General features: G+C 65.7%; 18 protein-coding genes and 1 tRNA gene. 2 read left to right on the top strand and 17 right to left on the bottom strand.

Annotated features, from left to right (window positions below):
- Positions 1–12: 12 nt before the first annotated feature.
- Both fauA and EZ304_RS17325 read right to left on the bottom strand, forming a co-directional pair.
- A complete protein-coding gene (gene fauA / locus EZ304_RS17330; protein ID WP_142807700.1) occupies positions 13–2,184 on the bottom strand; it encodes a TonB-dependent alcaligin siderophore receptor FauA in 2,172 nt (723 codons plus the stop codon).
- 111 nt (positions 2,185–2,295) lie between these two features.
- Positions 2,296–3,231 (bottom strand): helix-turn-helix transcriptional regulator, encoded by a 936-nt coding sequence (locus tag EZ304_RS17325; protein WP_142807699.1) that lies wholly within the window; start codon positions 3,229–3,231, stop codon positions 2,296–2,298.
- 139 nt (positions 3,232–3,370) lie between these two features.
- On the opposite strand from EZ304_RS17325, the gene EZ304_RS17320 reads away from it, so the two are divergent.
- Positions 3,371–5,701 (top strand): TonB-dependent receptor, encoded by a 2,331-nt coding sequence (locus EZ304_RS17320; protein WP_142807698.1) that lies wholly within the window; start codon positions 3,371–3,373, stop codon positions 5,699–5,701.
- A 119-nt stretch (positions 5,702–5,820) separates the two neighbouring features.
- Here EZ304_RS17320 and EZ304_RS17315 read toward each other — a convergent pair.
- From EZ304_RS17315 to rlmE, 15 genes are all read right to left on the bottom strand, one after another.
- Positions 5,821–5,913: transfer RNA gene (locus EZ304_RS17315), tRNA-Ser, on the bottom strand.
- Positions 5,914–5,991: 78 nt separating this feature from the next.
- Complete coding sequence (csrA, locus tag EZ304_RS17310; RefSeq protein ID WP_004152909.1) at positions 5,992–6,195, bottom strand: carbon storage regulator CsrA; 204 nt, start codon at positions 6,193–6,195, stop codon at positions 5,992–5,994.
- Positions 6,196–6,342: 147 nt separating this feature from the next.
- Positions 6,343–8,991: an alanine--tRNA ligase gene (alaS, locus tag EZ304_RS17305; RefSeq protein WP_142807697.1), complete on the bottom strand. Its 2,649-nt coding sequence runs from the start codon at positions 8,989–8,991 to the stop codon at positions 6,343–6,345.
- A gap of 109 nt (positions 8,992–9,100) precedes the next feature.
- Positions 9,101–9,592: a recombination regulator RecX gene (gene recX, locus EZ304_RS17300; protein ID WP_005409024.1), complete on the bottom strand. Its 492-nt coding sequence runs from the start codon at positions 9,590–9,592 to the stop codon at positions 9,101–9,103.
- A 110-nt stretch (positions 9,593–9,702) separates the two neighbouring features.
- Complete coding sequence (gene recA / locus EZ304_RS17295; RefSeq protein ID WP_049428133.1) at positions 9,703–10,740, bottom strand: recombinase RecA; 1,038 nt, start codon at positions 10,738–10,740, stop codon at positions 9,703–9,705.
- Between the two features lie 204 nt (positions 10,741–10,944).
- Positions 10,945–11,580, bottom strand: coding sequence for a transcriptional repressor LexA (lexA, locus tag EZ304_RS17290; protein ID WP_099551441.1), 636 nt, complete (start codon positions 11,578–11,580; stop codon positions 10,945–10,947).
- 193 nt (positions 11,581–11,773) lie between these two features.
- Positions 11,774–13,456, bottom strand: a complete 1,683-nt coding sequence (gene ubiB, locus EZ304_RS17285; protein ID WP_054171438.1) for a 2-polyprenylphenol 6-hydroxylase — start codon at positions 13,454–13,456, stop codon at positions 11,774–11,776.
- A 34-nt stretch (positions 13,457–13,490) separates the two neighbouring features.
- Positions 13,491–13,985 (bottom strand): CinA family protein, encoded by a 495-nt coding sequence (locus tag EZ304_RS17280; protein ID WP_142807696.1) that lies wholly within the window; start codon positions 13,983–13,985, stop codon positions 13,491–13,493.
- Positions 13,986–14,107: 122 nt separating this feature from the next.
- A complete protein-coding gene (gene hflX, locus EZ304_RS17275; RefSeq protein WP_142807695.1) occupies positions 14,108–15,418 on the bottom strand; it encodes a ribosome rescue GTPase HflX in 1,311 nt (436 codons plus the stop codon).
- 14 nt (positions 15,419–15,432) lie between these two features.
- Positions 15,433–15,708: an RNA chaperone Hfq gene (gene hfq / locus EZ304_RS17270; RefSeq protein ID WP_004152891.1), complete on the bottom strand. Its 276-nt coding sequence runs from the start codon at positions 15,706–15,708 to the stop codon at positions 15,433–15,435.
- Positions 15,709–15,804: 96 nt separating this feature from the next.
- Positions 15,805–16,758, bottom strand: coding sequence for a tRNA (adenosine(37)-N6)-dimethylallyltransferase MiaA (miaA, locus tag EZ304_RS17265; RefSeq protein WP_099551443.1), 954 nt, complete (start codon positions 16,756–16,758; stop codon positions 15,805–15,807).
- Positions 16,758–17,654, bottom strand: a complete 897-nt coding sequence (gene folP, locus EZ304_RS17260) for a dihydropteroate synthase (RefSeq protein WP_142807694.1) — start codon at positions 17,652–17,654, stop codon at positions 16,758–16,760. The genes miaA and folP overlap by 1 nt, the downstream gene beginning before the upstream one ends.
- Before the next feature lie 466 nt (positions 17,655–18,120).
- Positions 18,121–18,306, bottom strand: coding sequence for a hypothetical protein (locus tag EZ304_RS17255; protein ID WP_043034328.1), 186 nt, complete (start codon positions 18,304–18,306; stop codon positions 18,121–18,123).
- A gap of 102 nt (positions 18,307–18,408) precedes the next feature.
- Complete coding sequence (gene ftsH, locus EZ304_RS17250; RefSeq protein ID WP_049427664.1) at positions 18,409–20,343, bottom strand: ATP-dependent zinc metalloprotease FtsH; 1,935 nt, start codon at positions 20,341–20,343, stop codon at positions 18,409–18,411.
- Between the two features lie 69 nt (positions 20,344–20,412).
- Positions 20,413–21,045 carry a 23S rRNA (uridine(2552)-2'-O)-methyltransferase RlmE gene (gene rlmE / locus EZ304_RS17245; RefSeq protein WP_005409014.1) on the bottom strand — a complete coding sequence of 211 codons (633 nt, stop codon included), beginning with the start codon at positions 21,043–21,045 and terminating at the stop codon, positions 20,413–20,415.
- Positions 21,046–21,110: 65 nt separating this feature from the next.
- Here rlmE and yhbY point away from each other — a divergent pair, with 65 nt between their 5' ends.
- On the top strand, positions 21,111–21,416 hold the full coding sequence (gene yhbY, locus EZ304_RS17240; RefSeq protein ID WP_004152868.1) for a ribosome assembly RNA-binding protein YhbY: 306 nt from the start codon (positions 21,111–21,113) through the stop codon (positions 21,414–21,416).
- Positions 21,417–21,422: the final 6 nt, after the last annotated feature.

Here is a 21,422-nt window from a genome sequence, read left to right as displayed (position 1 = left end):
GCGACGGCATCCTCAATAGCCAACCTTCACCGTGAACATCACGTTTCGCGGTGCCCCGTACCAGCCCTGGTTGTAGAAGCCGATCTGCGAGTAATAGTGGCGGTCAAACAGGTTGTTGATGTTGACCGCCGCCGACACATTGGAACTGAACTGGTAGCGCGCCATCAGGTTCACCAGTGCGTAGCTGGGCTGCTCCACCGGCACCCGCCGGTTTCCGGGCGCGGTGGCGGTCTGGTACATGCGGTTCTGCCAGTCCACGCCACCGCCGATGGTCAGCCGGTCCCAGGTACCCGGCAGCCGCCAGGTAGTGAACAGCTTGAACAGGCTGCGCGGCTTGGCGGTGTTGATCGCCCTGCCCTGCGCGTCCTGCGCGATGAAGGTGGTGAAGCTGGTGCCAAGGCTCCAACCCGGCAATGGTTCGCCGGCCAGTTCCAGCTCCAGGCCGTCCACCGTTGCGCCCTTCACCGCACGATACGCCGCCTGCGTACTGCCCTCGACCAGCCCACCGGTAGCTTCGGCGAGGTTGTCCTGCTGGGTACGGAACAGTGCCGCCGAGGCATTCAAGCGCTCCTGCAACCAGCTGCCCTTGAGGCCCAGCTCATAGCTGCGGCCGCTGACCGGGTCGAGGATCTGCCCGGACTCATTCCGGTTGTTCTGTGGTTTGAAGATGCCGGTGTAGCTGGCATACGCGCTGCTGTAACCGTTCATGTCCCAGACCACGCCGGCATACGGTACGAATTCGTTGCGATAGCGGTACTTGCGCTTGCTGCCGAAGTAGACCTGGTCGGTCTCCCAGTTGCTCAGGCGACCACCGACGATCACATGCAGCGGATCGGCCAGCGACAACCGCGCCACCGCATAGGCACCGCTCTGATGATTGTCCAGATCATCGGCCTGGGTCTTGTTGCTGGCCCACACCGGCTCCGGCGTACCGGGTCCGTGCCAGTCCAGGTAGCTGGCCAACGGCGGCAGCGGCGCCAGTGCGCGGTACTGCCCCAGTGCGATCTCGTCGCGTGAACGCGACCAGCCGACGGACGCAGTGTGATGGCGGCCGAACAGCTGGAAGGGACCGGTCAGGCTGACACTGACCGCCTCGCGGCGCACCGGACCGTCGTAGCGGGTGAAGCTGTTGCCTGCAGGCATCGCACCGGTAACCGGATCGGGATAGCCGCCCCGGTAGAGATGCTTCATCTCCATGTCGGTATGCGAGCGGCTGTAGGACACGCGCGCCTGCCAGTCGTTGCCGAAGCGATGGTTGAAATCGAAGAAGCCGTTGCGGGTGTCGGTAGTCATCCGTGCCCACGGCGCGGTGGCCGATACCGAGCGGTCGAAGCGGGTACGCGTGCCATCGGCGTTGAACAGCGCGAAGCCGCTGCCGAAGCCACGATTGTCGTTGGCCTGGTAAGAGATACCGGCGATCAATCCGGTGTCCTCGCCCAGGTCCACGCTGACCACGCCGTAGAGCGTCTTCGCGGTGCTGTCCAGGCCAGCGGTGTAGCTGTCGCCCTCTGCCTGCGCGGCGACCACACGACCACGCACACGCCCTTCCCTGCTCAACGGGCTGGACACATCCACCCAGGCGCGGCGCGCGTCCCAGCTGCCGAGGCTGATGCCGCCACTGGCAGCAAAATCACGCAGCGGGCGCTTGCGCACATAGTTCACCGCAGCCGACGGATTGCCGGCACCGGTCATCAGGCCATTGGCACCGCGCACGATCTCGATGCGGTCGTACACCACCATGTCCAGATTGTTCTCGCCGAAGTTCCATGGCGACAGCACCGGCATCACCACGCCATCGAACTGATAGTTGTCGATATCGAAGCCGCGTGCCGAGAATGAGTAACGGTTGGCATCACTGCGCGTGACCGAAATGCCCGGAGCGGTGGCCAGCGCATCGGCGCTGCTGAGCAGGCCACGATCCTCGATCTGCTGGCGGGTGATGACGCTGACCGACTGCGGCGTCTGCCGCGAGGTCAGCGACAGCCCCGTCGCCGTGCCCATGGAATCGGTGGTGTAGGAACGCGAGGTTTCGGTGCTGCCATCGAGGTCGGCCGTGACCTGCACGGTGGGCAGCTGCGAGGTCTTCGCAGCGGGGGCGCGCTCGGCGCTGTGGGCAGTATTGAACAGCGCCAGGGTCGTGCCAATGGCGATTGCCAGGGCGCGCGGGCGGATACAGGCGGGCATGGGAGATCCAGCAGGAAGGAAAGGCTGGATGAGAATTATTGTCATTTGAGCGTGAGCACACGTATGCCCGAACGCAGCAGATGTATGCGCGCTGCCGACCCTGATCCGGGGTCAGCTCAGCTGGCTGGGCGCGATGCCGTAGCGCGCACGGAATGCGGTCGCGAAATTCGTGGCATGCCGGTAGCCGACCAGATGCGCGGCCTGCTGCACGCTGCAGCCCTGCCGCAGCTGCTCGCAGGCCAGTTGCAGGCGGTGCTCGCGCAGCCAGCCGAACACCGAGCACTGGTACACCTGCTGGAACTTCAGGCGCAGGCTGCTTGGGCTCATGCATGCCAGGCGCGCCAGATCCTCCAGGCAATGGTCGGCGGCCGGAGCCGCCTCCAGGCAATCCATCACCCGCTGCAGCATGCGGCGATCACGCGCTGAAACACGCAGGTCCGGCGATGCCTCCCGCGCAGGTGCGCCCAGCGCCAGGGCCAGCATCTGCAGGCCGATACTCTCGCACAGCAGTGCATGCATCGCGCCGTGCCAGCTGCCCGACAGCAGCTGGTCGGCGGCGTGCTCGAGGTGCCCGGGGACCTGCCAACCACGCAACCGCGGGTGACCGGTGCGGTGCGCGGTGGACAGCAGCTCGCTGATCATCGGGTCGTCAATCCCGTCGGGCGCGTCCAACGAGACATTCAGGCTGCGCATCCGCTGCCCTGCGGGATGAATCGCGGTCATCGGCGCCGCCTCGGCCAGCACCATCGCGCCTGCACCCGGGCTCATGCCGATCACCGCCTGCCCGGCCAACCGCGCCCCTGCACGTCCCTCCAGCATCACGATCACCGAGAAGGCCGGCGGCGACTCCGCGTTTGCCTCGAACGGCTGATGGGCGATCACGTCCGACAGCGCCAGGGTCATGCCCGGGCGCAGGCGACGCTGCTCCACCCTGCCCTGCACCACGCACTGTTCACCCGGCAGATCGGCGGCCAGCGCAGGCAGGCGATAGCGGAAGCCGCTGCTGCGGCCCAGGCGATCGAGGTCGGCAAGGGTGAGGTTGAGCATGATGGGACCAGGCGGGATCGTCCTGCATTTTCATATGAGAACCATTCTCATATCCAGCCATTGCCGCAAGGCCCATTCCACCCTTGTCGATACAAATAGTTACGTTATAACATTTCACATCATTTTCACGGATCGTGCCATGCGTCGCCACCTGCTTGCTGCTGCCATTCTGTTCGCCGTCCACACCGCCCAGGCCGCGGACGAACCCACCCTACCCGCCCTCCGGGTCGAGGCCACCCAGCCCTCGCGCATCGACAGCCGGGTCACCGTCGACAACCCGCAGGCGCAGAACCGCACCCTGGGCAACCTGCTCGAACACGTCTCCGGCGTGCAGAGCAGCGCGTTCGGGCCGAATGCCGGCGCGCCGGTCATCCGCAGCCTCAGCGGCAACCGCGTGCAGATCCTGCAGGACGGCCAGTCCATCCTCGGCATGAACGCGATCAGCGGCGACATCAACATTCCGTTCGATCCACTGTTCGTACGCAGCGTCACCGTCAACAAGTCTTCCGACACCGTGCGCTATGGCGGCAATGCGATCGGCGGCAGCGTGGAGATCGATCCGGGCCTGATCTCGCGCAGCATGGAAGACAGGGACCAGTCGATGGAACTGGTCCTGCGCAGGGGCTTCAATGCCGCCGATGCGCAGGGCTTCCGCATGAACTTCAACAACCAGCGCAACCTCTCGACCAACCTGCTGGTCTCGCGACAGCGCATCTCGCACTACGACATCCCCGGCAACAGCAAGGCCAGTGCCTGCAACACCCAACTGTTCCCGCCTACCGGCGGCGTCAACTCGGCGCTGGCCGACAGCTGCCAGAAGGAAGCGCGCGTGCAGCAGATCTACAACAAGGCCTCGCAGCCCTACATCGACCAGTTCATGACCGAGAATCCGGACTGGGCCGATGGTGATTTCTCGTTCTTCACCAACAACCCGACCTCGGTCTGGCAGCGCCGTACCTATATCAATCCGGTCAATCCTGCCTATGTCGCTGGCACGCCGTCGTACGTGCAGAAGCAGATCAACAACGACGTGACGCCCGATTACCATCACCGGTTGGGCAACAGCTACGCGCGCAATTCGCAGGTGGCGTTCGGGTCGACCCTGTTCTTCGAGCGGGGTTACGTGGGTGTCAGCATCGATGCCAAGGACAGCGAGTACGGCGTGCCGGGGTTCTCGATGCAGAACCTGTCGTTCGGTTCCAACTATGCCAACGGGCTGCCTGTGGGTGTGGTGATCAAGCAGGAACGCTACGCCCTGGAAGCCCTGCTGCGCGATCCGCTGCCGTGGTTCGAGCGCGCCGAACTGCGAGTCTCCAAGCTGGACAACACCTCGGGCGAGCGGCTGGGTGCCACCCGGGCCAACGACTACGATTTCGAGAGCACCCAGGCCGAGCTGCTGCTCAGCCATCAGCGCCTCGGTCCGCTCAGCGGCCTGCTGGGCTTCAGCCATCAGTCGCGTGATGTCACCGGCAGCGGCTCGCTGCGCTACCTGCCTGACGTGGACACCCGCAGCAACGCGGTGTTCCTGAAGGAGACGCTGGACTTCGGCTGGGCCAGTTTCGACGCTGGCGTGCGCCACGAGCGCGTTGACCATGACCTGCAGCCAAGCCGCTTCAAGACCGCACGCAATGCCGCCAACACGAAACTGCAGGACCGCGACTACCGGCTCAACAGCTACAGCCTGGGATCGTATGCCGAGCTCGGTCCGTTGTTCGCCGCAAAGGTGCGCTACTCGTCGTCGCAGCGCGCACCGGAGATCAACGAGTTGTATGCGAGCAATGCTCACTATTCGGTGATGACCCAGGAAGAAGGCAACCAGAACCTCGAGCCGGAACGCGCGAAGAACCTGGAACTGACCGGCCTGTTCCACCTCGGTGGTTTCGAACTGTCGGCCACCGCCTACCGGATGAAGTACGAGAACTATCTATACCTGGGTTACTCGGGGGTGCAGACCGCCAACCGCCTGCCGCTGAAGTACTGGAAACAGACCGACACCACGGTGAAGGGCTTCGAGATCGATGCCTCGCAGGCATTGGACCTGGGCCGCTACGGCACGTTGAACGTGTCCGCCTTCGCCGACCTGGTGAAGAACAAGGCCGATCACCCCGACTCGTTGCGTGCCCACAATGACGGCGAGTACCTGCCGAACATGCCGACCAATCGCTACGGCGCCAACCTGCAGTGGCAACGGGAGGGCTGGAAGGCGCAGCTGTCCAGCACCTACTACGACACGCAGAAGTACCTCGGCCGCAATGTCAGCGAGGAAGTGCCACTGGATGCCTTCAACCTGGTGGACCTGCAGGTCAGTCGTGAGCTGCCGGTACGCAACAGCTACATCGCCGGCATGGAGGTGTTCGTCAACGGCAGCAATCTGCTCAATGAAGAAGCACGCCCGCACAACTCGCCGCTGAAATACATCGCGCCGTTGCCGGGGCGTGGTTTCCAGGTGGGTGTGACGGTAAGGCTCTGAGCCGGGGCATCCGAAGCGCCATCCATTGATCTCTGATCAGTGGATGGCGCACCGGCAATGAGTGTCACCATAAAGAAAAACGCCTGCAGATCGAGGATCTGCAGGCGCTTCTTTGTATCTGGCGGAGTGAGAGGGATTCGAACCCTCGATAGAGCTTTTGACCCTATACTCCCTTAGCAGGGGAGCCCCTTCGGCCACTCGGGCATCACTCCGGGGTTTTCTCCGCGTCTGGTGCGTTGCACCTCAGCGGGGCGTGAATCATAACGTTAATCGAGTGCGAAGGTAAAGCGTTATTCGGCAGAATTTTCGCTACCGGTGCCACCGGCTTCGTCACCGCGCTGGATGCGCTGATAGATCTCTTCGCGATGCACAGCGACGTCCTTCGGCGCGGTGATGCCGATACGCACCTGGTTACCCTTGACGCCAAGCACGGTGACGCTCACCGAGTCACCGATCATCAGGGTTTCGCCGACGCGGCGAGTCAGGATCAACATTTTTGTAAGTCTCCATGGAACCGTGTGGAAGGGTATCCCCCACCGGCTTGACGCTCCGTCAAGAAGCGCTACCACGACAAAGGGAAAAGATTCGCAATGGTACCGTCAGCCGTCCCGCTCCTACAAGGAGGGGGACGGCCAGGTTCATCACAGGCGGGGGCTGACCCATTCGACGACTGCAGCCAGCGCAGTGGCAAGGGCGGGCCCGTCCTCGCCACCACCCTGGGCGAGGTCCGGGCGTCCGCCGCCCTTGCCCCCGATCTGACCGGCGATATGGGACAACAGTTCCCCGGCCTTGACCTTGCCCATTGCACTGCCGTTCACACCCGCGACCAGGGCGGCCTTGCCGTCCTGGGCACCGGCCAGCACGATCACCGCGTCGCCCAGCTGCTGCTTCAGGCGGTCCATGGCGTCACGCAGGGCCTTGGCATCGAAGCCCTCCAGGCGGGCCGCCAGCACCTTCACGCCAGCAACCTCGACGGCCTGGCCGGACAGGTCGGCCGTGGCACCGGCGGCGATCTTGGCCTTCACGGCTTCCAGCTCCCGCTCCAGCTGCTTCTGGCGCTGGCCTAGTGCACGGATCTTCTCGACCACGTCGGCGGCGCTGCCGCCGAGCAGTTCAGCGGCCTCGGCCAGGCGGGCCTCTTCGGCGTCCACGTAGTCCAGGGCGCCCTGGCCGGTAACCGCTTCGATACGGCGCACGCCAGCGGAGACACCGCCCTCGGAGGTGATCTTGAACAGGCCGATGTCGCCGGTACGGTTGACGTGGGTACCACCGCACAGTTCGGTGGAGTAGTCACCCATCTTCAGCACGCGCACGTGCTCGCCGTACTTCTCGCCGAACAGGGCCATCGCGCCGAAGTCCAGCGCTTCCTGCATGCCCATGTTGTGCACTTCGGCGGCGTTGTTGGCGCGCACCTGCTCATTGACCTTGCGCTCGATCACGGCCAGTTCTTCCGCGCTGATCGGCTGGAAGTGCGAGAAGTCGAAACGCAGGCGGTCCGGAGCGACAAGCGAGCCCTTCTGCTGCACGTGGGTGCCCAGCACTTCGCGCAGGGCGGCGTGCAGCAGGTGGGTGGCAGAGTGGTTGAGGATGGTGGCGCCACGGCGCTCGCCATCGACCTGGCCTGACAGCACATCACCGACCTTCAGTCCGCCTTCGGACAAGGTGCCGACGTGGCCATGGAACTGGCCGGCGAACTTCTGGGTGTCGTCCACCACCAGGCGCACGCCGCTGCTGGTGAGCACACCGGTGTCGCCGACCTGGCCGCCGGACTCGGCGTAGAACGGGGTCTGGTTGGTGATGACGATGACTGCGTCACCGGCATCGGCCGATTGCACCGGACGTCCGTCCTTGAGCAGGGCCAGCACGGTCAGGCCGTCGGCCTGCAGGCGGTCGTAGCCAAGGAACCGGGTCGGGCTCAGGGTCGCCACCAGCTCAGCCGGCAGGGTCACGCCACCACCGAACTTGCCCGCCGCACGGGCGGTCTCACGCTGCTGCTCCATCGCGGCATCGAAGCCGGCGATGTCGACCGTCAGATCGCGCTCGCGGGCGATGTCCTGGGTCAGGTCGAGCGGGAAACCATAGGTGTCGTACAGGCGGAAGGCGTCAACACCCGGGATCACGCCGTTGCTGGCCTTGCCGGCCACGTCCTCGAAGATCTTCATGCCGGCATCGAGGGTTTCCGCGAAACGCTCTTCCTCGGCCTGCAGCGCACGGGTGACGGCGTCCACCGCTGCCGGCAGTTCGGGATAGGCCTCGCCCATCTGCTCGACCAGGGTCGGTACCAGCTTGCTGAAGAACGGCTGGCGCACACCCAGCATCCAGCCATGGCGCAGGGCGCGGCGGATGATACGGCGCAGCACGTAGCCACGGCCTTCGTTGGACGGCAGCACGCCATCGACGATCAGGAACGAACAGGCGCGGATGTGATCAGCGATCACGCGCAGCGACTTGTTTTCCAGGTCGGCGGTGCCGGTCAGCTCGGAAGCCTTGCGGATCAGTGCCTGGAACAGGTCGATCTCGTAGTTGGTGTGCACGTGCTGCAGGATCGCCGCCAGGCGCTCCAGGCCCATGCCGGTGTCCACGCACGGCGCCGGCAGCGGCACCAGGGTGCCGTCGGGCTGGCGGTCGAACTGCATGAACACCAGGTTCCAGATTTCGATGAAGCGGTCGCCGTCTTCATCCGGGGAGCCCGGGGGGCCGCCCGCGATATGGTCACCGTGGTCGTAGAAGATTTCCGTGCACGGACCACACGGGCCAGTGTCGGCCATCTGCCAGAAGTTGTCCGAGGCGAACGGTGCGCCCTTGTTGTCGCCGATGCGCACGATGCGCTCTTCCGGGATGCCGACCATGTCCCGCCACAGCGCGTACGCTTCGTCATCGGTCTGATAGACGGTGACCAACAGGCGCTCGGCCGGCAGCTTCCAGACCTGGGTCAGCAGTTCCCAGGCCCAGGCGATCGCGTCCTTCTTGAAGTAGTCGCCGAACGACCAGTTGCCCAGCATTTCGAAGAAGGTGTGGTGACGTGCGGTGTAGCCGACCTGGTCGAGGTCGTTGTGCTTGCCGCCCGCGCGCAGGCAGCGCTGGACGTCGGCCGCGCGCACGTAGCTGCGCTTTTCCGCGCCAAGGAACACGTCCTTGAACTGCACCATGCCGGAGTTGGTGAACAGCAGGGTCGGATCATTGCCCGGCACCAGCGGCGCCGACGGCACGATGGTGTGGCCTTTGCCCTTGAAGAATTCAAGGAAGTCGCTGCGGATCTGGGAAGTCGTGAATTTGGCGGATGCGTTCATTGGGGGCTGGCAGTCTGCGGGCCGGCGGGCCCGGACCACCGGCCGCATTGGCCAGGGTCGCGAGGGACCGCCGAAAACCTAAAGGGTATCAGGCCCGGCGCCGCCAGTCTCAGTCATCCGGGTCGTAGCGGGTCGCACGGCGGATGCTGTCGCCGTCGAAGCCGCGTCGGGCCAGCAGATCGGCGGCCTTGCGCCGCTGGGTCAGGTCCTGCGGGCCGGCCTCGCCAAAGCGCCTGCGGACCAGATCACGGGCGTTTTCCTGCCAGTCGCCTTCGTAGCTGTCCATCGCGGCGGCAATCGCGGCACTGTCCAGGCCGTGGGTCCCCAGCTCGGCGCGGACATGGATCGGCCCATAACCGGTATTGGCGCGCATCCGCACCAGGTTCTCGGCGAATCGGGTGTCGTCCTGCCAACCGGCCTCGGTCAGCTTGGCGACAGCGGCCTGCGCGGCTTCGTCTTCGATGCCACGGGCGGTCAGCTTGCGGGTGAGCTCCTTGCGCGAGTGCTCGCGGCGGACCAGCAGGCCCAGCGCGCGTTGCACGGGGGTCTGCTCACGCGGCCGGCGTTTGCGGCCCGTCGGAATGTCTTCGGCGTCGGACATGGGTACTCCAAGGGTGGCGCCATCCGTGGCGCCCAGCCCATCCCTGGGCGATTCGAACCTGCGGGACAGGGCGACGTCACTGACGGCGCCGCCCTGCCCCACAGCAAGCCTTACTCGTCGTCGCCTTCGTCGTCGCCTTCCTCGCGGGCCGCTTCGGCCGGCTGGAATTTCTCGCGAAGCTCGGCCTCGAGCTTGGCGGCGACGGTCGGGTTGTCGCGCAGGTAGCCGCGGGCGTTGTCCTTGCCCTGGCCAATGCGTTCTTCACCGTAGCTGTACCAGGCGCCAGCCTTCTCGACCAGCTTGGCATCAACACCCATGTCGATCAGTTCGCCTTCGCGGCTGATGCCTTCGCCATACAGGATCTCGGTGATGACCTGCTTGAACGGAGGTGCCAGCTTGTTCTTGACGACCTTGATCTTGGTCTGGTTACCGATGATCTCGTCACCCTTCTTGATCGCGCCGATACGGCGGATGTCCAGGCGGACCGAGGCGTAGAACTTCAGCGCGTTGCCACCGGTGGTGGTTTCCGGGCTCTGGCCCGGCATCATCACGCCGATCTTCATGCGCAGCTGGTTGATGAAGATCACCAGGGTGTTGGAGCGCTTGATGTTGCCGGTCAGCTTGCGCAGCGCCTGGCTCATCAGGCGGGCCTGCAGGCCCGGCAGCTGGTCGCCCATCTCGCCTTCGATTTCGGCCTTCGGGGTCAGCGCGGCGACCGAGTCGATCACCAGGATGTCGACCGAACCCGAACGGACCAGCATGTCGGCGATTTCCAGCGCCTGCTCGCCGGTATCCGGCTGCGACAGCAGCAGGTCGTCCACGTTCACGCCCAGCTTGGCGGCGTAGATCGGGTCCAGCGCGTGTTCGGCGTCGATGAAGGCTGCGGTGCCGCCCAGCTTCTGGCATTCGGCGATGGCCTGCAGGGTCAGCGTGGTCTTGCCCGAGGATTCCGGCCCGTAGATTTCAACGACACGGCCCTTCGGCAGACCACCAATGCCCAGCGCGATGTCGAGCATCAGCGAACCGGTCGGGATGGCTTCGACGGGCTCGACCACGCGGTCGCCCATGCGCATCACCGAGCCCTTGCCGAACTGCTTTTCGATCTGGCCCAGAGCTGCAGCGAGGGCGCGCTTCTTGTTCTCGTCCATCGGATTGGTCCTTGCAGAGGTCGTGTCGTTGGAGGTGCTGTCTTTGGGGGTCTTCTTTGCCATGGGTTCACTTTAAGTCGGACGTATCGCACAGGCTGAGATTCTGCCCGGCGCTCTGAAAAGAATTATCGGACATCCGTACCAACCTCAGTGGAACCAGAGAATCGCCACAAAAGACCGCGGGGTAATGCGCTATGGAACGGGTCAACGGTTGGGCCGCAGCAGGCCGCAATAGAGGCCTTCGATCGCGAAGTCCTGGTCCGGCAGCACCTCGATCGGCTTGTAATCGGGATTGCGCGGCAGCAGGCGGATACGATCCTTGGCGATCTTCAGCAGCTTGACGGTGATCTCGTCATCGATGCGGGCCACCACGATCTGCCCGGAATGGGCGTCGCGGGTGCGGTGCACGCCGATCAGGTCACCGTCGAAGATGCCCTCGTCGATCATCGAATCGCCCTGCACCTTCAGCAGGTAGTCCGGCGCCGGCGAGAAGAACACCCGGTCCAGCACCACGAAATCGTCCGAGCCGATGTCGGCGCCGATCGGCAGGCCGGCCGCGACCCGGCCGAGCACCGGCAGGCGCAGCACGCTGTCGGGCAGGCCCGGCTCGGCCAGCGTTTCCACTGGCGGCGCCTGCACCAGGCGGATGCCACGGGCCTGGCCGGGGATGCGACGGATCGCACCGGCCTGCTCCAGGGCTTCCAGGTGGTACTGGGCCGCGCGCACGCCCTTGAAGCCGAACGCACGTGCGATTTCAGTCTGCGACGGCGGTGCGCCTTCGCTCTCGATACGCTCGGCGATCAACTGCAGGATCGCCTGCTGGGTGTCGGTCAGGTCCATGGTTAGTAGTATTACTACTAACATGCGGGACTGCAAGTGCCGGGGCGGGTTCTGTAGTGCCGAGCCCGTGCTCGGCAAGCGTCGCCGGGCATGGCCCGGCACCAGGAGCAAAGGCAGCCGACCAGCGGTCGGCTCTACAGGAATCGCGGAGCGATTCCGCGCTTCCCGCTGGGAACCGCTGCGGTAAACACACTCACGTGTGTTTACCGCTTCTCCATATCGAGAACAGGATCCACACGCCGCAGAAGCCGGCGCCGATGAAGCCGCACACGCCCAGTGCCAGCAGCCAGCGACTGGAGACGCCGCCGACGCTGTGCATCACGATCGACGAGCCGATGATCAGCGCGGCGGTGACGATGCCCATCACCAGCCGGTTCGCGGCGCGGTTGACCTGCTCGCCGAAGCCCTGCAATGCGCTGGTTTCCACCTTCAGCTGCAGGCGCCCACGGCGCGCCGCCTGGACCAGCTTGCGCAGGTCGCGCGGCAACTCGCCAGCGAAGTCGACCAGGCCCAACAGGCTGCGCCGGCCTCGCTTGAGCAGCGCCCTGGGCGCATAGCGCTGCAGCACCACCCGCTCCAGGAACGGGCGCGCGGCACTGGCCATGTCGAAATCCGGGTCGAGCTGCCGACCCATGCCTTCCAGGGTCAGGAACGCCTTGATCATCAGCGCCAGGTCGGCCGGCAGGGTCAGGCTGTAGCTGCGCAGCAGCTGGGTGATATCGCCCAGCATCAGGCCGATGCGCAGGTCCTTCAGCGGCACGCCACGATACTGATCAACGAACTGGCTGATGTCGTGCTGCAGCCGGTTCTCGTCCACTTCCACACCGCCGGCCCAGTCCAGCAGCACGTCGGCCACGCCCTGCGGGTCCTGCTCGACCAGCCCGTGCAGCAGTTGCGCGACCTGGAAGCGGCGCACTTCCGACAGCGCGCCGACCATGCCGAAATCGATCACGCCGATACGGCCGTCGCGCAGGTAGATGATGTTGCCCGGATGCGGGTCAGCGTGGAAGCTGCCGTCCTCCAGCACCATCTTCAACACGATGTCCGCACCGCGCCGTGCCAGTTCGCGCCGATCCAGTCCTGCCGCATCGACGCCGGCCAGGTCACGGCCAGGAATGCCGTCGACGAAGTCCTGCACATTCAGGCTTTCGCAGGTCCACTGCCAGTGCACGCGGGGAATCAGGATGTCGTCGCGACCGTTGAAGTTGCGCGCGATGCGCTCGGCATTGCGGCATTCGGCGGCGAAATCCAGCTCGCGGCGCAGCGATACGGTGAACTGCTGCACGACCTCGGCCGGACGATAGCGGCGCAGGTCTGGCAGCCTGGCCTCGACGATCTCGGCCAGGCGGGCCAGCAGCCGCAGGTCGGCCTCGACCACATCGCGGATGCCGGGGCGGCGCACCTTCAGCACTACCTCGCGACCATCATGCAGGCGCGCGCGATGGGCCTGCGCCAGCGAGGCGGCGGCCATCGGGGTTTCATCGAGGAACGCGAACACGTCCTGCGGAGACGCACCAAGATCGGCCTCGAGCTGCTCGCGGATATCCGCGTATGGCAGCGCCGGCACCGCATTCTGCAGCTCAGAGAGCTCGGCGATCCATTCCGGCGGCAGCAGGTCGACGCGCGTCGCCAGCACCTGGCCGAGCTTGACGAAGGTCGGGCCGAGATCCTGCATCGCGCTGCGCACACGCACCGGTGCGGTCATCCGCAGCAATTCCTGCCGCTCCTCGTTCCAGTGCAGCAGGCGCCCTGCCCGCTCCAATGTGCTGGCCAGGCCAATGCGCCGCACCACGTCGCCGAAGCCATAGCGGATCAGGACGACGGCGATTTCCTGCAGTCGGCCCAGGTCACGGACCGTGCCCAGCGTTTCCCACATCATGCGTGCTCCGGACGATTACCGGAGCAGCATGTCACAGCTGGGCGTCGATACCGCGCAATGCCGCTGCCACGGTTTGCCGGCGGATGGCTTCGCGGTCGCCATCGAACTGGAACAGCTGGGCGCGGGCGTAGCCGCCACGGCGCTTCCAGCCGATCCAGACGCTGCCAACCGGCTTGTCCGGACTGCCGCCACCGGGGCCAGCGATGCCGGTCACCGCCACGGCGATGCCGGCGCCGGAATTGACCAGCGCACCGGACACCATCTCCAGCACGGTTTCGCGGCTGACCGCACCGAACTGCTCCAGCGTCTGCGCGCGCACGCCCAGCAGGCGCTGCTTGGCTTCGTAGCTGTAGACCACCATGCCGCAGTCGAAGAACGCCGAGGAACCGGCGATGTCGGTCATGCATTTGGCAATCCAGCCGCCACTGCAGCTTTCAGCGGTCACCAGCTGCAGCGAGGCCTGCTGCAGGCGCTGCCCGAGCGCGGCGGACTGGGCATTGAGTTCAGCGTCGGTGGGAGTGGACATCGGCATGACGGTGGGGTGAAGAACCTGCACGTTGTACCGCAGATGAAGGGCGGATGTCGCGCCCCTCCGGCGCGGTTGCGTTGCCGGCCAGCGGCCGGCACTACCAGGCATCGGCCGCTACCTCACCACTCCGGCAGTTTTTCCGGCAGCAGCGCCCGGATCGGCGCGCCGTCGGCACTGGCGGCCAGCTTTTCGGCTTCGGCAATCGGCAGGTCGACCTGCAGCAGCCAGCCGTCTTCGTCGGCCTGCTCGCTGCGGATCACTTCCAGCTGGTGCAGGCGCGCACACAGGCGGCCGGCATCCGGCGGCAGGCGCAGTTCGCCGGTGACATGCTGCAGGCCCAGGCGCTTGCCCAGCACCGCCTGCAGCAGCTCCAGGCCCTGCCCGTCACGCGCGGAAATCCACACCCGCTCGCGACGCGACTCGTCCGGGATACCGTCCTGGCCATCATGGCGGACCTCGGCGCCGTCGATGCGGTCGATCTTGTTGAACACCAGCAGCTGCGGCAGGTCACCGGCACCGACCGCGGTCAGTACCTCGTCCACCTGGGCAATGCGCTCCTCGCGGTGCGGGTCAGCGGCGTCGACCACGTGCAGCAGGAAATCAGCCTCGCGCGCCTCTGACAGGGTCGAGCGGAACGCGGCGACCAGGTCATGCGGCAGATCACGGACGAAGCCGACGGTATCGGCCAGCACCACGTTGCCACCCGGCACCGCGATGCGGCGCACGGTCGGATCCAGCGTTGCGAACAGCTGGTCGGCGGCATAGGCCTCGGCGCCGGTCATGGCGTTGAACAGGGTCGACTTGCCGGCGTTGGTGTAGCCCACCAGGGCCACGCGCGGCAGCTCGCTGCGCACACGCGCACGGCGCATCTGGGTACGCTGCACCTCGACCTTTTCCAGACGCTTCTGCAGCTGCTCCACGCGCTTCTGCAGCAGGCGCCGGTCGGTTTCCAGCTGGGTTTCACCCGGGCCGCGCAGGCCGATCGAACCGCCACGCTGGCGCTCCAGATGGGTCCAGCCGCGCACCAGCCGCGTGGCCAGATGACGCAGCTGCGCCAGCTCGACCTGCAGCTTGCCTTCGTGGCTGTGCGCACGCTGGGCAAAGATGTCCAGGATCAGGCCGGTGCGGTCGATCACCCGGCGCTCGAGGAAGCGTTCCAGGTTGCGCTCCTGGCCCGGGCTCAACGCATGGTTGACCAGGATCAGGTCGGCACCGCTGGCGTCGGCCGCGGCCTTGATCTCGTCCAGCTTGCCGCTGCCGATCAGGGTCGACGGATTCGGACGGTCCAGGCGCGCGGTGATCGTCGCGGCGATGCTGGCCCCAGCCGAGCGGGCCAGATCGCCGAATTCTTCCAGCACATCGTCTTCCAGCTTGCCGAAATGGGGCTGGATCAACAGGGCGTGTTCGCCCTTTTTCGAGCGGTCAAACATTCACCGCTCCGGTCTTACTCGTCTGCTTCATCACCTGCCTGACCACCTTCACCCGACTGCACGTAACCACCGCCCGGACCGACTTTCACGTTGCGTGCCGGGACGACCGTGGAAATGGCGTGCTTGTAGACCATCTGACTGACCGTGTTGCGCAGCAGGACCACGAACTGGTCGAACGATTCGATCGTGCCCTGCAGCTTGATGCCGTTCACCAGGTACACCGAAACCGGCACGCGTTCGCGCCGCAGTGCGTTCAAGAAAGGATCCTGCAGTGATTGCCCCTTGGACATTGCACACTCCTGATTATTGTTCTTATTGGGTTGCCGGCGGTTGCCACGGCCCCCGAGCCGCCCGCCGACCGATGATGTTACACGGCTGGCGGGGGTTCAGCGTGCGACGAAGGTCGACACCGCGCTGGCCAGGCGCTCCCCATCGACATGGGGGTCGAACCAGCGCGCATCAAGCTCGCCGCGCAGCCAGGTCAGCTGGCGCTTGGCAAGCTGGCGGGTGGCGAAGATCGCTTTGTCACGGAAACGGGCGGCATCGCCCTCCCCGTCCAGGTACTCCCAGGCCTGGCGGTAGCCGACCGCGCGCACCGCCGGCAGGTCCAGCGGCGCCGTCACGGCGGCCATTTCCGGCATCGCGCGCAACGCCCGCACCTCGTCGAGAAAGCCCTGCGCCAGCATGGCGTCGAAGCGCGCTTCGATACGCTGGTGCAGCACCGCGCGGTCACGTGGGGCCAGGATCAGCTTCAGGGTGCGCACCGGCAACGGCGCCACACCCGGCCGGCGCTGCCATTCAGAGATGGGGGTGCCGGTGAGGCGATAGACCTCCAGGGCCCGTTGGATGCGCTGCGGGTCGGTGGCATGGATCCGCGCCGCGGCAGCCGGATCGACCTCCGCCAGCTCCGCATGCAGTGCTGCCCAACCGCGTTCGGCGGCTTCGGCGCTGAGCGCTTCGCGCATCACCGGATCGGCCTCCGGCATCGGCGACAGGCCCTGCAGCAGGGCCCGGAAGTACAGCCCCGTGCCACCTGCGAAGATCGGCGTTTTGCCACGCGCCACGATCTCCGCCACGACCCGGCCGGCATCGGCGGCGAACTCAGCCGCCGAGTAGGTCTGCCAGGGATCGCGCAGGTCCAGCAGATGGTGCGGCGCCTGCGCACGCTCGGCCGCATCAGGCTTGGCCGAACCGATATCCAGGTGGCGGTAGACCAGCGCGGAATCGACACTGACGATTTCGCCATCCAGCTGCTGTGCCAGGGCGATCGCGGTGGCAGTCTTGCCACTGGCGGTCGGCCCCATCACGGCGATCGCCAGTGGCCGCCGGTCGATGCCCATCAGTCTTCGTCCGGCCAGCGGATCGTCGGCGTGGCGTCGGCACGCGGCGTCGGCACGGCTTCCACCGCCTGCCAGATCTTCAGCGCATCGACGGTGGCCGCCACGTCATGCACGCGCACGATGCGCGCACCGCGCTGGACCGCGATCAGGTGTGCGGCCACCGAAGCCGCGACCCGCTCGGACGGCGTGTCGCGGCCGGTCAGTTCGCCCAGGCTGCGCTTGCGCGACAGGCCGGCCAGCACCGGCACGCCCAATTCCAGGAAGCGCTCGGAGCGCGCCAGCAGGGTCATGTTGTGCGCGGTGGTCTTGCCGAAGCCGAAGCCGAGATCGACAAGCAGGTTCTTCTTGGCGATGCCCGCCATCTCGGCGGCGAACAGGCGCTGCACCAGGAAGCCATGCACCTCGGCAACCACGTCGTCGTAGTGCGGGTCGACCTGCATATGGCCCGGCTCGCCCTGCATGTGCATCAGCACCACCGGCACGCCGGTTGCAGCGGCGGCGTCCAACGCCCCGTCCTGACGCAGGCCGAAGATGTCGTTGATCATGCCGGCGCCAGCGTCCACCGCCGCGCGCATCACCTCCGGCTTGAAGGTGTCGATGCTGATCGGCACCTGGGTGCGGGCCGCCAGTTGCTCGATCACCGGAATCACCCGGCGCAGCTCATCCTCCACCGATACCGGCGCGGCGCCCGGGCGGGTGGATTCGCCGCCGATATCGAGCAGGTCGGCGCCCTCCTCCACCAGCTTCAGGCCGTGAGCGACGGCCGCATCGGTGGTGTCGTGCGCGCCGCCATCGGAGAACGAGTCCGGGGTGACGTTGACGATGCCCATGACCCGGGCACGGTCGAGGCGCAGGATGCGGCCGGCGCAATCGAGCTGGGGCGAGGTGTCGAACATGGGCAATCCTGCAGGGACAACGGCGGGTAGTTTAGTTCGGCAGGGCGGCGCCCTGCACCCGCAGAGGCCAGAGCAACAGCAACAGCGGGTTTTCTGTGGGATGGCGGGGTAGGTCCAGTTGCGGGGGACGCCGTAAATACGTCCATTTAGGCTCGGTCGCCGCATCCATGCGGCTCACGCCCCCGCAACCGGACCCACCCCGCCTTCGACAGATCTCCGCGATCTGCAGTAGATCCACGCCATGCGTGGATGAATCTCCATCGGAATCGAATATTTCGAATTGGAATCGAAATGCATCCACGCATGGCGTGGATCTGCCGTGTCGACCAAGGTCGACACCTACCAACAGCAGCAGAAATCTGTCAGAGGTGGGGCGGTGTCGCTGTTGCTGTTGCTGTTGCTGCTGAGGTTGCCGGCCAGCGGCCGGCACTACCACGGGTGCAGGGCGCAGCCCTGCCGCCACCCCTCAACGGCGGCGGCGCTTGCGGTCCACGTACAGGGTCTTGGCGATGCTCAGCACGATGCCGACACCGATACCCACCACGCAGCCCAGCAGCAGGTTGTCGGCTCCCAGGCCTACACCCACGCCGACCACGGTGGCGATGACCATTTCGACGGTGTGGGAAATCGGTTCGGGCTTCGGGGCGGACATGCGGGCTCCAGCGTCAGATCAGTTCTTCGGAATGGGCCAGTGGCCCGGAAACGACGAAGCCGGGTTGCCCCGGCCTCGTCTGGTGTCACGTACAACGGGCCGTCAGTGCGATTCGGCCGGGCCTGCGATCGGCGGCAGCGGACGGGCGTCGCCGCCCTTGTCGTCGCCACCATCCTTGTTCGACTTGTTCCAGCCGGCCGGCGGCGGCGGATCGCGACCTTCCATGATGGCGTCGATCTGCGGCGCATCGATGGTCTCGTACTGCAGCAGCAGCTGGGACATCGCGTGCAGCTTGTCCAGGTTGGCGGTCATCAGCTCGGTGGTACGCGCATAGGCCTCGTCGAGGATGTTGCGAACTTCCTCGTCAATGCGGCGCGCGGTGTCGTTGGACACGCTCTTGTGCTGCGTGACCGAACGGCCCAGGAACACCTCGTCGTCCTCTTCGCCATAGGCGATCGGGCCGAGCTGGTCGGACAGACCCCACTTGGTGACCATGTTGCGGGCCATCTTGGTAGCGCGTTCGATGTCGTTGGAGGCACCGGTGGTGACCTTGTCGGCACCGAAGATCAGCTCCTCGGCCACACGACCACCGTACAGCGAGCACAGCTGCGACTTGATCGCCACGCGGTTCATCGAGTACTTGTCGCCTTCCGGCAGGTACATGGTCACACCCAGCGCACGGCCGCGCGGGATGATGGTGACCTTGTAGACCGGATCATGCTCGGGCACCAGACGACCAACGATGGCGTGGCCGGCTTCGTGGTAGGCGGTGAGGGTCTTCTCCTCCTCGCTCATGGCCATCGAGCGGCGCTCGGCACCCATCAGGATCTTGTCGCGGGCACGGTCGAAGTGGTCCATGCGGACTTCCTTCTCGTTGCCACGTGCAGCGAACAGGGCAGCCTCGTTGCAGAGGTTGGCCAGGTCGGCACCAGAGAAGCCCGGGGTACCACGCGCGATCACCATCGGCTCGACGTCGTCGGCCAACGGCAGCTTGCGCATGTGCACCTTCAGGATGTGCTCGCGGCCCTTCACGTCCGGCAGGCCGACCACGACCTGGCGGTCGAAACGGCCCGGACGCAGCAGCGCCGGGTCCAGCACGTCCGGACGGTTGGTCGCGGCGATCACGATCACGCCTTCGCCACCTTCAAAACCGTCCATCTCGACCAGCAGCTGGTTCAGGGTCTGCTCGCGCTCGTCGTGACCGCCGCCCAGGCCGGCGCCACGGTGGCGGCCGACGGCGTCGATTTCGTCGATGAAGATGATGCACGGCGCGTGCTTCTTGGCCTGCTCGAACATGTCACGCACGCGGCTGGCGCCGACGCCGACGAACATTTCCACGAAGTCCGAACCGGAGATCGAGAAGAACGGCACCTTGGCTTCGCCCGCGATGGCCTTGGCCAGCAGCGTCTTGCCGGTACCCGGCGGGCCCACCATCAGCACGCCGCGCGGAATCTTGCCGCCCAGCTTGGTGAACTTGGACGGGTCGCGCAGGAAGTCGACCAGTTCGCCCACTTCTTCCTTGGCCTCGTCACAACCGGCGACGTCGGCGAAGGTGACCTTGATCTGGTCCTCGCCCTGCAGCTTGGCGCGCGACTTGCCGAAGGACATCGCGCCCTTGGCACCGCCGCCACCGCCCTGCATCTGGCGCATGATGAACAACCAGAAGCCGATGATCAGGATGACCGGCAGGAAATTCATCAGGATCGCGCCGAGGGAAATGCCGCTGGACGGCTCCTCCTGCACGATTTCCACGTTCTTGGTACGCAGCACGTTGATCAGGTCACGATCGAACGGCGCGGTGATGGTGGACGACTGCCCACCGCGGGTGGTGTAGGTCAGCTGGCTGGTGCCGCCGCGCATGTCGCCGCCGAAGGCGACCTTCTGCACGTTGCCGCTGTCCACCTGGTCCAGGAACTGCGAGTACGACGCGCCCTGCGCGCCGGCCCCGGAGGACTTCGGCGAGAAGCTCTGGAAGACCACCATCAGCACGACGGCGACGACCACCCATAGCAGGAGGTTCTTGGTCAAGTCGTTCATCCTCATTGGCTCCGGTGTTCCTCTCAGTGCTGGCGTTGCGTTGGGGTCGAACTTGCGTACGTTGCGAGCTTACTTCATGTGGGCGCGTTTTCCCTGACCCAAGGCATACACCTCGGGAGAGCGCTTGCGCGACGCTTCCGGCTTGCGGATGGAGACCTTGTCGTACCGGCGGCGCATGTCGCGCACGTAGTCGTCAAAGCCTTCACCCTGGAACAGCTTGATCAGGAATGCCCCACCGGTCTTCAGGTGGTTGTCGGCAAAATCCAGGGCCAGCTCTGCCAGGTGCATCATCCGCGGCTGGTCAACCGCGCCCACACCACTCTTATTGGGGGCCATGTCCGACAGCACAAGGTCTACCGGCTGATCCCCGAGCATGGCTTCAAACTGCGATAGGACGGCTTCTTCCCTGAAGTCACCATGAAGGAACTCCACGCCGGCCAGCGGCGGCATGTCGAGGATGTCCAGGGCCAGCACGCGACCGGTGTCGCCGATCTGTCTCCGCACCTGCTGAGACCAACCGCCCGGGGCCGCACCGAGGTCGACCACCACCATGTGCGGCTTCAGCAACCGGTCACGTTCAAGCAGCTCTTCGAGCTTGTAGGCGGCGCGCGAGCGCATGCCTTCGGCCTGGGCCTTCTTCACGAAGGGGTCGGAGAAGTGTTCCTTGAGCCAGCGCTGGCTGCTTTTGCTGCGGGTAGCCATTGAAAATAGGGGCTGATGGGGTCCTCATGATACCCTGATCGCCCCATTCAACCGTGTTTTCCTGCATGTCCATCGCCCTGACCGCCTCCCAGACCCGTTTCCTGCGCGGCCAAGCCCACGACCTGAAGGCCCTGCTGCAGACCGGCGGCAAGGGCGTGACCCCGGCCTTCATCGCTGAGCTGAACGAAGTGCTGGAGCGCCACGAGCTGGTCAAGGTGAAGGTCGCTGCCGAAGACCGCGACGCCCGTGACGTGATGATCGGCGAGATCGTCGAAGCCACCGAGAGCGCGCTGGTGCAGCGCATCGGCCACGTCGCCGTGCTGTACCGCCCGAGCAAGGAACAGCGCCAGATCGTGCTGCCGCGCGGCTGATCGCCC

The organism is Stenotrophomonas maltophilia, from assembly GCF_006974125.1.
In the GTDB taxonomy this organism is placed as follows: Bacteria; Pseudomonadota; Gammaproteobacteria; order Xanthomonadales; family Xanthomonadaceae; genus Stenotrophomonas; species Stenotrophomonas maltophilia_O.
Note: the sequence above shows the minus strand (reverse complement) of the source record. Positions and strands in the feature narration are given on the sequence as shown.

Excerpts from the sequence above, each read along its gene's own strand:
- fauA (WP_142807700.1), bottom strand. The coding sequence starts at position 2,184 with ATGCCCGCCTGTATCCGCCCGCGCGCCCTGGCAATCGCCATTGGCACG.
- EZ304_RS17325 (WP_142807699.1), bottom strand. The coding sequence starts at position 3,231 with ATGCTCAACCTCACCCTTGCCGACCTCGATCGCCTGGGCCGCAGCAGC.
- EZ304_RS17320 (WP_142807698.1), top strand. The coding sequence starts at position 3,371 with ATGCGTCGCCACCTGCTTGCTGCTGCCATTCTGTTCGCCGTCCACACC.
- csrA (WP_004152909.1), bottom strand. The coding sequence starts at position 6,195 with ATGTTGATCCTGACTCGCCGCGTCGGCGAAACCCTGATGATCGGTGAC.
- alaS (WP_142807697.1), bottom strand. The coding sequence starts at position 8,991 with ATGAACGCATCCGCCAAATTCACGACTTCCCAGATCCGCAGCGACTTC.
- recX (WP_005409024.1), bottom strand. The coding sequence starts at position 9,592 with ATGTCCGACGCCGAAGACATTCCGACGGGCCGCAAACGCCGGCCGCGT.
- recA (WP_049428133.1), bottom strand. The coding sequence starts at position 10,740 with ATGGACGAGAACAAGAAGCGCGCCCTCGCTGCAGCTCTGGGCCAGATC.
- lexA (WP_099551441.1), bottom strand. The coding sequence starts at position 11,580 with ATGGACCTGACCGACACCCAGCAGGCGATCCTGCAGTTGATCGCCGAG.
- ubiB (WP_054171438.1), bottom strand. The coding sequence starts at position 13,456 with ATGTGGGAAACGCTGGGCACGGTCCGTGACCTGGGCCGACTGCAGGAA.
- EZ304_RS17280 (WP_142807696.1), bottom strand. The coding sequence starts at position 13,985 with ATGTCCACTCCCACCGACGCTGAACTCAATGCCCAGTCCGCCGCGCTC.
- hflX (WP_142807695.1), bottom strand. The coding sequence starts at position 15,418 with ATGTTTGACCGCTCGAAAAAGGGCGAACACGCCCTGTTGATCCAGCCC.
- hfq (WP_004152891.1), bottom strand. The coding sequence starts at position 15,708 with ATGTCCAAGGGGCAATCACTGCAGGATCCTTTCTTGAACGCACTGCGG.
- miaA (WP_099551443.1), bottom strand. The coding sequence starts at position 16,758 with ATGGGCATCGACCGGCGGCCACTGGCGATCGCCGTGATGGGGCCGACC.
- folP (WP_142807694.1), bottom strand. The coding sequence starts at position 17,654 with ATGTTCGACACCTCGCCCCAGCTCGATTGCGCCGGCCGCATCCTGCGC.
- EZ304_RS17255 (WP_043034328.1), bottom strand. The coding sequence starts at position 18,306 with ATGTCCGCCCCGAAGCCCGAACCGATTTCCCACACCGTCGAAATGGTC.
- ftsH (WP_049427664.1), bottom strand. The coding sequence starts at position 20,343 with ATGAACGACTTGACCAAGAACCTCCTGCTATGGGTGGTCGTCGCCGTC.
- rlmE (WP_005409014.1), bottom strand. The coding sequence starts at position 21,045 with ATGGCTACCCGCAGCAAAAGCAGCCAGCGCTGGCTCAAGGAACACTTC.
- yhbY (WP_004152868.1), top strand. The coding sequence starts at position 21,111 with ATGTCCATCGCCCTGACCGCCTCCCAGACCCGTTTCCTGCGCGGCCAA.